Annotated in this window: 13 protein-coding genes; 3 read left to right on the top strand and 10 right to left on the bottom strand. The window is 65.1% G+C overall.

Going from position 1 to position 13417, the window contains the following annotated elements; all coding sequences use genetic code 11:
• The first annotated feature begins 109 nt into the window (after window positions 1-109).
• The 3 genes from NCS58_RS01715 (at window position 110) to NCS58_RS01705 (ending at window position 2446) form a co-directional block, all read left to right on the top strand.
• Window positions 110-859 (top strand): SPOR domain-containing protein, encoded by a 750-nt coding sequence (locus NCS58_RS01715; RefSeq protein WP_250476182.1) that lies wholly within the window; start codon window positions 110-112, stop codon window positions 857-859.
• Between the two features lie 151 nt (window positions 860-1010).
• Complete coding sequence (locus NCS58_RS01710; protein WP_250476181.1) at window positions 1011-1658, top strand: thiol:disulfide interchange protein DsbA/DsbL; 648 nt, start codon at window positions 1011-1013, stop codon at window positions 1656-1658.
• A 14-nt stretch (window positions 1659-1672) separates the two neighbouring features.
• Window positions 1673-2446 (top strand): SDR family oxidoreductase, encoded by a 774-nt coding sequence (locus NCS58_RS01705; RefSeq protein ID WP_250537721.1) that lies wholly within the window; start codon window positions 1673-1675, stop codon window positions 2444-2446.
• Window positions 2447-2533: 87 nt separating this feature from the next.
• Here the strand turns inward: NCS58_RS01705 and NCS58_RS01700 are convergent, their stop codons facing one another.
• The 10 genes from NCS58_RS01700 to cheA form a co-directional block, all read right to left on the bottom strand.
• On the bottom strand, window positions 2534-3847 hold the full coding sequence (locus NCS58_RS01700) for a DUF3443 domain-containing protein (RefSeq protein WP_250476180.1): 1314 nt from the start codon (window positions 3845-3847) through the stop codon (window positions 2534-2536).
• Window positions 3848-3864: 17 nt separating this feature from the next.
• Entirely contained in the window at window positions 3865-4395 is a 531-nt protein-coding gene (locus NCS58_RS01695; RefSeq protein ID WP_061116809.1) for a DUF2844 domain-containing protein, read from the bottom strand.
• Window positions 4396-4646: 251 nt separating this feature from the next.
• On the bottom strand, window positions 4647-5351 hold the full coding sequence (gene cheZ, locus NCS58_RS01690; protein WP_061116808.1) for a protein phosphatase CheZ: 705 nt from the start codon (window positions 5349-5351) through the stop codon (window positions 4647-4649).
• 2 nt (window positions 5352-5353) lie between these two features.
• Complete coding sequence (cheY, locus tag NCS58_RS01685; RefSeq protein WP_035497920.1) at window positions 5354-5749, bottom strand: chemotaxis response regulator CheY; 396 nt, start codon at window positions 5747-5749, stop codon at window positions 5354-5356.
• 51 nt (window positions 5750-5800) lie between these two features.
• On the bottom strand, window positions 5801-6922 hold the full coding sequence (locus tag NCS58_RS01680) for a chemotaxis response regulator protein-glutamate methylesterase (protein WP_284502079.1): 1122 nt from the start codon (window positions 6920-6922) through the stop codon (window positions 5801-5803).
• Window positions 6919-7641 carry a chemoreceptor glutamine deamidase CheD gene (cheD, locus tag NCS58_RS01675; RefSeq protein ID WP_250537720.1) on the bottom strand — a complete coding sequence of 241 codons (723 nt, stop codon included), beginning with the start codon at window positions 7639-7641 and terminating at the stop codon, window positions 6919-6921. Before cheD ends, NCS58_RS01680 begins: the two co-directional genes overlap by 4 nt.
• Window positions 7638-8561, bottom strand: coding sequence for a CheR family methyltransferase (locus NCS58_RS01670; RefSeq protein ID WP_250537719.1), 924 nt, complete (start codon window positions 8559-8561; stop codon window positions 7638-7640). The genes cheD and NCS58_RS01670 overlap by 4 nt, the downstream gene beginning before the upstream one ends.
• Before the next feature lie 157 nt (window positions 8562-8718).
• A complete protein-coding gene (locus NCS58_RS01665; protein ID WP_061116805.1) occupies window positions 8719-10551 on the bottom strand; it encodes a methyl-accepting chemotaxis protein in 1833 nt (610 codons plus the stop codon).
• A 22-nt stretch (window positions 10552-10573) separates the two neighbouring features.
• Complete coding sequence (gene cheW / locus NCS58_RS01660; RefSeq protein ID WP_086960815.1) at window positions 10574-11056, bottom strand: chemotaxis protein CheW; 483 nt, start codon at window positions 11054-11056, stop codon at window positions 10574-10576.
• Between the two features lie 82 nt (window positions 11057-11138).
• Entirely contained in the window at window positions 11139-13409 is a 2271-nt protein-coding gene (cheA, locus tag NCS58_RS01655) for a chemotaxis protein CheA (RefSeq protein ID WP_250537718.1), read from the bottom strand.
• Window positions 13410-13417 lie beyond the last annotated feature (8 nt).

Raw genomic sequence — 13417 nt, 5'->3', positions numbered from 1 at the left:
AAATTCGGAATTTTCGGCGTGCGCGGACGGGAGCCTGGCGCAGGCGTGTCTTGACCCACGGCTATAATCGTCGCCCAACCAGAAGACTTTCACGCAGGTGATTCATACGATGGCACAACCACGCCGTACATCGAAGCAGTCGAAACAAACCGGGGGGACGTTTATCGGCATCGTGCTGGGCCTGATCGTCGGCCTCGCGATCGCCGTGATCGTCGCGCTCTACATCACGCGCGCGCCCACGCCCTTCGTGGCGAAGGTCGCGCCGCCTGCGGACGCCAACTCCGCACCCGCCGCCGCGCAGCCGTACGACCCGAACCGTCCGCTGCAAGGCAAGTCGCCGGGCCAGGCCGTGCCGCAAGCCGCGCAGCCTGCGCCGCCGAACACCGCGCCGGGCCAGACCAACAACCAGACGCAGTCGTCGGGCGTGCTCGACGAGCCGCAAATCGTCGAGGTGCCGCCGTCGGGCGGTACTGCATCCGCGCCGAAGACCGCGAGCACGACGCCCGCGAAGAAGCCCGAAAGCGCGCCGAACGCAACGAGCAACGCCAACGCCACGCCGCCGAAGGGCGGCTCGGCGCCCGCTACGGCGAAAGCCACGCCGCCCGCGCCCGGCGAACCGAACACCGGATATTTCCTGCAAGTGGGCGCATACAAGACCCAGGCGGATGCCGAGCAGCAGCGCGCGCGTCTCGGCTTCCAGGGCTTCGAATCGAAGGTCACGCAGCGCGATGCGGGCGGTGTGACGTACTATCGCGTGCGCATCGGGCCGTTCGCGAAGTTCGAGGACATGAACACCGCGCGTCAGCGGCTGTCCGACGCGGGCGTCGATACGGCCGTGATCCGTTTCTCGAAGCAATAACGCAGCAAACGAAATCGCGTGTGTGCGCGGCCGCGAGACGGCCGCGCAGGCGCAAGCGCCCGGGCGTTTAAGTGTGGCTTAAGCGTCGTATGTCCCACTTATGCACCTGCTTTTTGTTCCGTCGCGTATCCATTGCGTACCCTCCTCAATCATGAAAAAAATCTTTAGCGCGTTGGCTCTCTCCCTTGGCATCGCAGCCGCATCGATGAGCGTCGCGAGTTCGGCGATGGCCGCGCCCACCGCAGGCAAGGACTACACCGTGCTGCAGGCGGCTCAGCCGATCGCGTCGCCCGCAGGCAAGGTCGAGGTCATCGAATTCTTCTGGTATGGCTGCCCGCACTGCAACGAATTCGAGCCGTACATCGAGGCATGGGCGAAGAAGCAAGGCCCGGACGTGGTGTTCAAGCGCGTGCCGGTGGCGTTCCGCGACGACTTCATCCCGCACTCGAAGATGTATCACGCGCTCGATGCGCTCGGCGTCGCCGAGAAGGTCACGCCGGCCGTGTTCAACGAGATCCACGTGAAGAAGAACTATCTGCTGACGCCGCAGGCGCAGGCGGACTTCCTCAAGACGCAGGGCGTCGATCCGAAGAAGTACATGGACGCGTATAACTCGTTCTCGACGCAAAGCGCGGTGCAACGCGACGCCAAGTTGCTGCAGGATTACAAGATCGACGGCGTGCCGACGATCGTCGTGCAGGGCAAGTACGAAACCGGTCCGGCGATGACCAACAGCCTGCCGGGCACGACGCAGGTGATGGACTTCCTCGTTCAGCAAGTCCGCGACAAGAAGCTGTAATCCCGTTCGCCGGCATGACTGCAGTTCGCCTGAAGGTCTTCATCACCGGCGCATCGAGCGGCATCGGCCTCGCACTGGCCGAGGAATATGTAAAGCGCGGGGCCGTGCTCGGCCTCGTTGCCCGCCGCGCCGATTCCCTCGCCGCCTTCGCGGCCCGCCATCCTCAAAGCACCATCTCGATTTACCCCGCCGACGTGCGGGACGCCGACGCACTCGCCGATGCCGCGCGCCGCTTCATCGCGGAGCACGGCGCGGCGGATATCGTCATTGCGAACGCCGGCATGAGCCGCGGCGCGCTGACAGGCCACGGCGATCTCGACACTTTCCGCGCCGTGATGGACGTGAACTACTTCGGCATGGTCGCAACATTCGAGCCCTTCGTCGAGTCGATGACAACCGCGCGGCACGGGACGCTCGTCGGCATTGCGAGCGTCGCGGGCGTGCGCGGATTGCCGGGCGGCGGTGCGTACAGCGCGTCGAAATCGGCGGTGGCGAAATATCTCGAAGCCTTGCGCGTCGAGATGCGACCGCTTGGCGTAGCCGTCGTCACGATCGCGCCGGGCTACGTGCGCTCGGAGATGACCGCGCACAATCCGTATCGGATGCCCTTTCTCATGGACGCCGACCGCTTCGCCGAGAAAACCGCCGACGCGATCGAACGCAAGGTGCGCTATGCGACCTTTCCCTGGCAGATGCGCATAGCAGGCGCGCTGATGCACGCGTTGCCGCGCTGGCTCTACGACGCGCTCGCCGAGCGCGCGCCGCGCAAGCCCCGCGCGGGCGAGTGAAAAAAAACCGGCTGCGCACAAAACGCAGCCGGTCTTTCATTTGGCGGAGCGCCTGACCGGAATCATCCCGGTCAGGTCATCGGCACATCAGAACGCGATATAAGCCCGGTTGTTCGGCAACTCGTATCCGACATACACATGCCTGCCGAAGAAGAACGGCAGGCCGAAGTCGAAGAAGTTGGACATGCCCAACTGGCCGCCGAGACTATTGAAGGCGAACTTGCTCCTGCCCTGTGTCAGCGTGCTCGCGTTGGCGAGCAGGAACGGCACGACCGCGCTGTTGCCTTCCGTGCCGGCGATCGTCGTCGACAGTGACTGCTGCGAGCTCGGGCAATAGAACGCACTCGAACTCGAGCACAGCGGGAAGCTGTCCTGGAAGAAGTTGCCGTTCGATCCCGTGTCGAAGAACGTCTTGTACGTCTTCCCCTTGTAGGTGCCGCTCAGGTCGCCGTAGGGGTCCGTGCCGTACTTCGTCACGTTGCTCACCGAATTGTTGCTCTGCGTGCCGATGCCGAATATCAGCACGCCGGTCGCACTGGCCGCGCCGTTATCGGGGACCGGCGGCAACTGCACGATCACGCCGTTGTTGTTGACCGCGAACTTCGTGACGGGATTCGTCACCTGCTGCGCGAGCGGCACGGCGACGGGCGAGCAATTCGCGCCGTTATTGCACGAGAAGTACATTGCGTTGAGCGACGTGCTTACGCATCCGTTGCCGCAGTCGTACGTTTGCGGGCCGATGCCGAGAATGCCGTTCGCGCCGATGTCGTCGATCGTATTTTCGTCGCTGCCGGACGGACAGCCGTTATCGCCGGTCGGCGCCGCCGACGCGTCGAGGTCGCCGATGATCTGGATCGGCACGTTCGACGCGACTTCCGTACCCATCTTCACGTCGGCGGTGCGCACGGTGCCCCACGTATAGCCGTCGGCGAAGCCCGCGCATTCGGCGAGTTGACCGCCGTTCGATGCGCGCGAACCGGGCAGGCTTCCGAGCACGGATTGCGCCGCCGATCCGAGAATGCGCAGGCCGAACGACGCTGTATCGAGCTGAATGTTGTTGATCTGCTGGCACACCGACGAGCCCGGCGCGCACACCGTCACCGACACGTTCGGAATGTTGACGAAGCCCGCGACGCCCGAGTTGACGTTGATCGGCACCGCGTTCGTGCCGTTGGGCGCGATGGGCTGCGCGTTCGCGCTGCTGGTGCTCGAGCTGCCGCCACCCGAGCCGCCGCCGGAGCCGCCGCCGGACGAGCCGCCGCTGCTGGAACTGGAGTCGTCGCCGCCGCCGCCGCCGCACGCCGCGAGCATGACGGAAAGACAGAGCACGCCGAGCCAGCGGGCGAAGCCGCCGCGTCGGGAGGAAGAGATGGCGGGATCACCGCTTGTCGTTCGATGCATACTGAGACTCCCGTCGCTTACTGGATATCGCTGGCGGACACGCCGGCGGGCAACGATTGCGGCAAATACGCGCTGCCCGCGAACGAGCCCATGTGACCGCCCGATTCCACGACGAGCCCGGAACCCTGCACGCTCACCGGCCCACGGCCGCCGCGTGCGGCGCGCTGCGCCTTCAGGCCCTGCTGATACTGCGGGAAATAGTTGCCGAGCAGGCTGGCGAGATCCGGCACGCGCGGCCCATGCCACGCGATGCCGAACACGACGCCCTGCGCGGACAGGTATTCATTGACGATCGTGCCGCTCGCGAGCGTGGTCGAGCGAACGGTGTAGTTCGACGCCGATGTCGCCGATGCGTTCGACGCACCGCTTGCGACCGCTGCGCGCGCGACCGCTTTCGTGGATTCGGCGGTGGCGCCCTGCGGCGCGTTCATCGGCTCGCCGCCGAGCACTGCATAGGCGGGTGCAGCCGCGCACACGCTCAACGCGCCGGCGACGAACGCGAGCGCGCTTACAAGATGCCCATGACGGGATTGCTTCGGTGCCTTCACTGGGCCTCCTCTGGGTTACTGATTGCCCGCGCGCCTCTGCTCGCGGCCGGCTCTTGACGATTAAGTGACAGATGCGCCACTGGAATTCGTCCCTGTTTTTTCGAGCACGGGATATCGCCAGTATGCCAGCCACGAGGAATAGACCAAACGTTCGCGAGCGCACACAATAAAAACGCGAAGCGCAATGGTATGCGCTTCGCGTGACTTTGCAACGCTGCGTACGTCGAATTGACGGCCACTTACGAAACGCCTCAGAAGCCGAGACTCGCGAGCAGATCGTCCACTTGCGATTGATCCTGCACGACGTCGCTGCGCCCTTCCGGATTGATCTGCGGTCCGTTGAGCAGGCCTTCCGGACTGCCGGTCGCCGACGACATCAACGCCGCCGCCGATGCCGCGAACTGCTCGCGCCGCTCTGGCGCGATATTTTCGAGCAACACACCCAGCAATTGTTGCTCGATCAGATACACGACGTCCGTGATCTTCTTGATCACCTGCCCGGTCAGATCCTGAAAGTCCTGCGCGAGCATGATTTCGAGCAGCTGCGCGTTGGTCGCCTGGGTCCGCTCGGGCACGCTTTGCAGGAACGTGCGCGTCTGCGCGAGAAGCTCGCCCGCTTCGCCCTGCGCGAGCGGCGCCTCGTACCATTTGGCCCAGCGCGCATCGAGCGACTGCGCCTCCGTCTGCATCGCTTCCTGCACGGGCTTCGCGAGCTCGATCGCGTTGAGCGCGCGCTCGGCGGCCTGCTCCGTCATCGTCGCGACGTATTTCAACCGGTCGCGCGCGTCGGGCACGGCTTGCGCGGCGGCTTCGACCTGCTTGTCGAGGCCGAGCTCGCGCATCGAGTCGCGCAAGGTGCGCGTCAGTTGCCCGATGCGCGCGAGGATGCGATCGCTCGACGGATCGCCTTCGCTTTCGGCAACCGCGGCTGCGAATTCAGTGGTCAGATCGTTCACGATCAGCTCCCGGCTTTGGCCATCTTCTCGAGAATCTTGGTGAGCTTCTCGTCGAGCGTGGCGGCCGTGAAGGGCTTCACCACATAACCGTTCGCGCCCGCTTGCGCCGCCGCGATGATGTTTTCCTTCTTCGACTCCGCCGTCACCATCAGCACCGGCAGATGCGCGAGCGCCGCGTCCGCGCGGATCTGCTGCAGCATCGAAAGGCCGTCGAGGTTCGGCATGTTCCAGTCGGTGATCACGAAGTCGAAGCCGCCGCCGCGCAGGCGTGCGAGACCCGCCGCGCCGTCTTCGGCTTCGTCGACGTTGCCGTAGCCCAGTTCCTTGAGCAGGTTACGCACGATACGGCGCATCGTCGGAAAATCGTCGACGACGAGGATCTTCATGTTCTTGTCCATCTTTACTCCCTTGAGTTCTCAACGCGGCCGCGCCGCTTAAATCCAAAAAGTTCAGACGCGCTGCACGCGTTCGCCCATCGAGGCAAGGCGCGCCATCACGCGCCGGCTCATTTCAGAGAGCGGCGCGACTTCGCTTGCGCCGCCCATTGCAATTGCTTCGCGCGGCATGCCGAACACCACGCAGCTCGCTTCGTCCTGCGCGAGCGTGTATGCGCCCGCCTGCTGCATGTCGAGCAGACCGGCGGCGCCGTCGCGGCCCATGCCGGTCAGGATCACGCCGATGGCGTTCTTGCCCGCGTGCTGCGCCGCCGAGCGGAACAGCACGTCGACCGACGGCCGATGCCGGTTTACCGGCGGTACATCCGACAGATGCGCGACATAGTTCGCCCCGCTTCGCGCGAGCACCAGATGCGCGTGGCCCGGCGCGATATAGGCGTGACCCGGCAGCACGCGCTCGCCGTGCTCCGCTTCCTTCACGGTGATACGGCACAGGCCGTTCAGGCGCTGCGCGAACGACTTCGTGAAGCCCGGCGGCATGTGTTGCGCGATCAGCACCGCGGGCGCATCGGGCGGCAGCGGCACGAGCACTTCGCGGATGGCTTCCGTGCCGCCCGTCGAAGCCCCGACGATCACGAGCTTTTCCGTCGACACGAGCGGATTGTTGAAATGCGGCGCGGGCTTGTGCGCAGCCGCGTTCGACGGCGCGCCCGCCGCGTGCGTGGTCTGCTTCACGCGGGCGCGCGACGCGGCGCGAATCTTGTCCGCGAGCTTTTCGGCGTAGTCGAGCATGCCGTCGCGAATGCCGACCTTCGGCTTCGTGACGAAATCGACCGCGCCGAGCTCCAGCGCGCGCAGCGTGATTTCGTTGCCGCGCTCGGTCAGCGACGACACCATCACGACCGGCATCGGCCGCAAGCGCATCAGCTTCTCGAGAAAATCGAGGCCGTCCATGCGCGGCATTTCGACATCGAGCGTGAGCACGTCCGGGTTGTGCAGCTTGATCAGCTCGCGCGCGACGAGCGGGTCCGGCGCGGTCGCGCACACGTGCATGTCGGGCTGCGAATTGATGATCTCGGTCATCAGGCTGCGCACGAGCGCCGAGTCGTCGACGCACAGCACCTTGATCGTCGGCACGGCCTGCGCCTTCGTATTCGTTGCGTGGGTGAGTGTCATGCTTCCTCCACGGTCTTCATGCGCGATGTGAACAGTTCCGCGCGCGGCTTGCCCTGCGCCGTGAACAACTCCGCGCGCGGCTTCGCGACCGTCGCGCTCGACTGAAACAATTCGACGCGCGCACGCGCCTTCGCAAGCCGCTCGGCGCGCTCTTCCGGCGTGCGCTGCACGAGCGCCTGCTCGCGTTCGACCACGATCGGATCGTGCGCAGTCTTCAGCTTCTTGACCATCACCTGGCCCGAGCGCGGCATGAACGCGACCTTGCGCGGATGCATGCCCTGCAAATCCTCGGCGACGATGCGAATCTTCTCCAGGGCGAGATAGCGCCGCACGAACTCCGAATTGCGATCGCCGATATTGATGGTCGTCATGCCCGCGAGCACCGCGCCGCCGCCGAACACCTTCGCTTCGAAGCGCTCGCGCCGGCCGCCGCGCTTGATGAGCTCGTTGATGAGCACTTCCATCGCGTAGGCGCCGTAGCGCATCGAATCGGACGATGCATGCGACGCGTCGGAACCGTCGTCGGGCAGCATGAAGTGATTCATTCCGCCGATGCCCGCCGTGCGGTCATTGATGCACGCCGCCACGCACGACCCGAGCACGGTGACGAGCACCATGTCCTCGCTCGTCATGTAGAACTCGTTCGGCAGGAGCTTTACGCCCGGCTTCTTGAAATGATTGTCGAAATAGAGATTCGACGCGATCGGCAGTCCGCTCATGCCGCCTCCCCAGCGAGCGCGCGCTGCGGCTTTGCCGTCGGCTTCAGGTCGCGCGACAGCTCGTACACGGTCTGCCCGCGCAGCCTGAACGCCTGCGATACATACGTGAAGTTCTCCGAATGCCCCGCGAACAACAGCGCGCCCGGCTTCATCAGCGGTTCGAAGCGCGAAAGCACTTGCCCTTGCGTCGGCTTGTCGAAGTAGATCATCACGTTGCGGCAGAAGATCGCGTCGAACGGGCCTTTCACGTCGTAGCGCGCATCCGTCAGATTGACGCGGCCGAAGTTCACCATCGCGCGCAGTTCCGGGCGCACTTTCACGAGCCCCGCGTGCGAACCCGTGCCCTTCAGGAAGAAACGCTTGAGCCGCTCGACGGACAACGCCTTCACCTGATCGAGCGAATACACGCCCGCTTCGGCCTTCGCGAGCACCTGGCTGTCGATGTCGCTCGCGAACACCGTGCACTGGCGCGCCGCGTGCTCGCCCAGCGCTTCGACGAGCGTCATCGCGATGGAATACGGCTCCTCGCCCGTCGATGCCGCCGAGCACCACACAGAGAACGGCTGCTGCCGACGTTTCACGAACTCCGCGAGAATCGGAAAGTGATGCGACTCGCGGAAGAACGCCGTGAGGTTCGTGGTGAGCGCATTGACGAACGCTTCCCACTCGACGTTGTCGTCGTTCGTTTCGAGGCGATCGAGATACTGCCTGAACGTGTCGATGCCGCAGGCGCGCAGTCGGCGCGCGAGGCGGCTGTACGCCATGTCGCGTTTGTGATCCGACAGCGAGATGCCCGCGCGCCGATGAATCAGCTCGCGGATGCGGGCAAAGTCCGCCGTCGTGAATTCGAAATCGCGCTCGACTTCCGGACCGCGCACACTGGCGGCCAGCTCGATGCGCGGGTTGCGCGTTGCCATCATGATGTTTCGTGCTTCCTTGACACCCTTAGCGGCGCCGGATGGGGCGCGTTCTTCGCGCGTGGCCATGCGGACTCGCGCGCGCCGTGCGTTTCGATGAAACGCCGGCTTTCGATCCTGATGCGCGATGCCTGCATGGCCGTGTTCGTTTCGGATTCGGTTAGAAGGTTTCCCAGTCGCCGTCGTCGGCGGTCGTCGCCTTGGCGCGCGGCGCGGGTGCGGACTTCACGACGCTGGCGGGCTTGACCGTCGGCTTGCTGGCGGGCTTGCCTGCTTCCTTGATAACGGCCGCTTCCGGCGCAACTTTCGCGTTTCCTGCGGGCGTCACGCGCTTTTCGACTGTCGGCGCGGGAACAGCCGAAGGCTCGATGCGCGCCGCCGGTGCCGACGCCTTGATGCGCGCCGCCGCCGTCGATGCGCTCGCGCGCACCGGTGCCGCGCTTTCGAGGCGCCATTGCGCGACCACGTCCTTCAACTGGCGCGTCTGCTCTTCGAGCGACGCCGCGGCCGCCGCCGCCTGCTCGACGAGCGCGGCGTTCTGCTGCGTCACGCTGTCCATCTGCGTGACGGCGCGGTTGACCTGCTCGATGCCGTCGGACTGCTCTTCGGACGCCGCGCTGATTTCGCCCATGATGTCGGTCACGCGGCGCACCGCCTGCACGATCTCGCCCATGGTCTGGCCGGCGCGCGCGACGAGTTCCGTGCCGCTGTCGACCTTCGCGGCCGAATCGCCGATCAGTGCCTTGATCTCCTTTGCCGCCGCCGCGCTGCGTTGCGCGAGCGAGCGCACTTCACCTGCGACCACCGCGAAGCCGCGGCCTTCCTCGCCCGCACGCGCCGCTTCGACGGCCGCGTTCAACGCGAGAATGTTGGTCTGGAACGCGATGCCTTCGATCACGCCGATGATGTCGACGACCTTGCTCGAGCTCGACGCGATCGCGTGCATCGTCTCGACGACCTGCTCCACGACCGCGCCGCCCCGCGACGCGATATCCGATGCGCTCACCGCGAGCTGGCTTGCCTGGCGTGCGTTGTCGGCGTTCTGCTTCACGGTGCTCGTCAGCTCTTCCATGCTCGACGCCGTTTCCTGCAGTGACGCCGCCTGCTCCTCCGTGCGCTGCGACAGATCCGTGTTGCCGCTCGCGATTTCATGCGCGCCGACATCGATCGATTCCGCGCCGCGATGCACCGAGCCGACCATCGCGGTCAGGTTGCCGCGCATGCGTTCGATGCCCGCGAACAGGCGGCCGATTTCGTTGGTCCGGTCGGTGTGCGCGGACTGCGTGAGATCGCCGCGCGAGATGCGGTCGAAGTGATCGACGGCATCGTTGATCGGCTTGACGATGAGGCTCGAGAGCGCCATGCGGGTGCCGATCAGCATCAGCACCGCGAGCACGAGCACCGCGCCGATCGCCATGTTGAGCGCCGCGATATGCGAAGCCGTGCTCGTGCGCGAACGCTCCGCGTGCTCCTGATGCGACGCCACCGCGGCCGTCACCGCCTGATCGAACGAGACGAACATCGGGCTGATCTTCGTGTCGGCGATCGCGTGATACGCGGCCATGTCGTTCGCACGGATTGCGGCGAATTCCGGCTCCACGCCGGTCTTCACGAGCGCGTCGCGTTGAGCCACGAGCGCGTCGAGCGTTTCCTTCGGCAGCATCGGCTTCGGCGTGTCGAGGTAGAGCTTCCAGTTTTCGTTGCTCTTGTCGAGCAGATACTGGCCGCGATCGATCGCCTTCTTCGCTTCTTCCGTGCTGCCCGCTTCGGTGAGCGAGCGCACGCGGTCGAGCGTGATGCGCGAGCGCAACAAATACGACGACGTTTCCGACAGCGCGCGCATCGCGACCAGGTCTTCCTGCGCGAGCGACGCAAGCGATGCGCCGGCGGAGTTGAGCCCGGTGAGCGCGAGCGCGCCGATCAGCGCCGCGCATCCGGTGAACAGCAAGGCAACGAGCGTGAGCGTCGTGCGGATCGACAACTTCTTCAGCATGGCTTCTTTCTCGCTTCGCTCGTTATGCGGCGACGGAGTCGATCAACTCCATCTCGCGGCTCGTCATGAGCTTTTCGATGTCCATCAGGATCAGCATGCGGCCGTCGACCGTGCCGAGACCGGTCAGATATTCCGTCGCCAGCGTGCCGCCGAATTCGGGCGCGGGCATGACCTGCTCCTGCGTGAGCGTGAGCACGTCCGACACGCCGTCGACCACCATGCCGACCACGCGATGCGCGACGTTCAGGATGATCACGACCGTCTGGTTGTCGTACTCGACGCGGCCCAGATTGAACTTGATGCGCATGTCGACGATCGGCACGATGATGCCGCGCAGGTTGATCACACCCTTGATGAACGCGGGCGCATTCGCGATGCGTGTAACGTTGTCGTAGCCGCGAATTTCCTGCACCTTCAGGATGTCGATGCCGTATTCCTCGGCGCCGAGCGTGAACACGAGGAATTCCTGTCCGGCGGCTTCGGCGTGCTGGGCGTCGCGACGCATGGTGCCGGTCTGCGATGCGTTTTGAATCGATTGAATGTCTGCCACGAGAGCTCCCTTTTGGCCTGTCGTTGGTCTGATGGTGTTAGTGAGAGTGCGCGCCGTGCTGTGCGCGCGATTCGCGGTTGAGCGCGGCCACGTCGACGATCAGCGCGACACTGCCGTCGCCCAGGATGGTCGCGGCGGAAATGCCGTGCACCTTGCGGTAATTCGTTTCGAGGTTCTTGACGACGACCTGCTGCTGGCCGACGAGCTCGTCGATCAGCATCGCAAAGCGGCGTCCTTCCGTCTGCATGATGGTGACGATGCCCTGCGTGGGCTCGGTGCGCGCGCCTTCGACGTCGAACACGCGATGCAGCGCGACGAGCGGCAGATATTCGCCGCGTACACGCACGACGCGCTCGCCGTTCGCGACCGTGTAGATGTCTTCGGCGACCGGCTGCAGCGACTCCATCACGAAGTTCAGCGGCAGAATGAAGATCTCGTTGCCGACCTTCACCGACATGCCGTCGAGAATCGCGAGCGTGAGCGGCAGCACGATCTTCGTCGTCGTGCCCGCGCCCTGGCGCGACATGATTTCGACATGGCCGCCCATCGACTGGATGTTGCGCTTCACCACGTCCATGCCGACGCCGCGGCCGGAAATATCGGTCACCTGTTCGGCGGTCGAGAAGCCCGGCATGAAGATGAGTTGCCAGACTTCTTCGTCGCTCATGGACTCGGAAACCTGCATGCCCTGCTTCTGCGCCTTCGCGAGAATCTTGTCGCGGCGCAGGCCGGCGCCGTCGTCGCTCACTTCGATGACGATGTTGCCGCCGTGATGCGCCGCCGACAGCACGAGCTGGCCGGTGGTGGACTTGCCCGCCGCGCGGCGCGCTTCCACGGTCTCGATGCCGTGATCGAGCGAGTTGCGCACGAGGTGCGTGAGCGGATCGATGATGCGCTCGATCAGGCTCTTGTCGAGCTCGGTCGCCTGACCGAACGTGACGAGTTCCACTTCCTTGCCGAGCTTGCCGGCGATGTCGCGCACGAGGCGCGGGAAGCGGCTGAATACGTAATCCATCGGCATCATGCGGATGGACATGACGGCCTCTTGCAGGTCGCGCGCGTTGCGCTCGAGCTGCGCCATGCCGTTGAAAAGACGGTCGTGCAAGGCGGGATCGAACGTGCTCGTGGTTTCCGCGAGCATCGCCTGCGTGATGACGAGCTCGCCCACCAGATTGATGAGCTGATCGACCTTCTCCACGCCGACGCGAATCGAGCTGCCTTCCGCCGATGCGGCGGCCTGCGGGCGCCCTTTCTTCTCGGCGTCGCTCGCCGCGGATTTCGTCGGTTGGGCAGCGGACGGGACCTGCAAGCCCGCCGCCGCCGCCGATTCTTCTTTCACTGCTTCCTTGCCAGCCGCGGATGCGGGCGCTGCGTGCGCCCGCGATTGCTTCGGCTCCTCGTGTAGCGTGGGTTGCACTGCCGGTACTGCTGGCGCTGCTTCGGCGGATTGCGCCGCCGCGTCGCCACGGCCGATCGTGATCTGCGTTTCGTCGATCACGAAGCAGCACACGGCGACGATATCGTCGGCCGGGACGTCCGAGTCGAGCCAAACCACGTACTCGGCGTCCGTCTTCTTGTCTCCGACGATGCTTCCCAGATTCCCCAGCTCCTCGATCAGAGTCGCCAGGTCCTTCTCGCCCACCCCCCGTAGCGTAATTTTCAGGTGGGGTCCTGCTTCCGCCGCCGGCGTGCCGGCAGCGGCTCCTGCATTCGTGTTCCCATCGGTCAGCTCGAACGCGCCGTCCCAGTTGCCGTCGTCCTCGATCGCGTCCGTCGCCTGCGCGATCACATGCACGGGCGGCGCGTTCGGGCCTTCGTAGGCGGGCGCGGCGTTCATGGTCGCCGCTTTGCTTGCCGCTTCGTTCTCCCTGCCCGGCAGCGCGGGCGGCTCGATCTGGCTCGCCTGGCCGCCTTCGGCGTGCTCGTTCTTCAGGCGTTCCAGCTTTGCGCAGATCGCCGCGGCCGCGGCCGCATCCGGCTCCGCGCTCGCGCGATAAGCGGCAAGCTGATCCGAGAGCACGTCCTTCGTCGCGAGGAACGTGTCGATCATGTCGCGGCGCAGGACGAGCTCGTTGTTACGCGCCCGGTCCAGCAGCGATTCGAGGATGTGCGTCGTTTCGGTGAGCGCGGTGAAGCCGAATGTCGCCGCGCCGCCCTTGATCGAATGCGCCGCGCGAAAGATCGCCGCGAGGTCTTCCGGGTCCGGATTCGCGATGTCCAGAACGAGCAGCAGTTGCTCCATCTGCGCGAGCAGTTCATCCGCTTCGTCGAAGAAGGTTTGATAGAACTGGGTAATGTCGAGTGTCATGCTTGAGT

Source organism: Caballeronia sp. INML3B (assembly GCF_023631305.1).
GTDB lineage: Bacteria > Pseudomonadota > Gammaproteobacteria > Burkholderiales > Burkholderiaceae > Caballeronia > Caballeronia turbans.
This window is presented reverse-complemented; position numbering and strand designations above follow the sequence as displayed.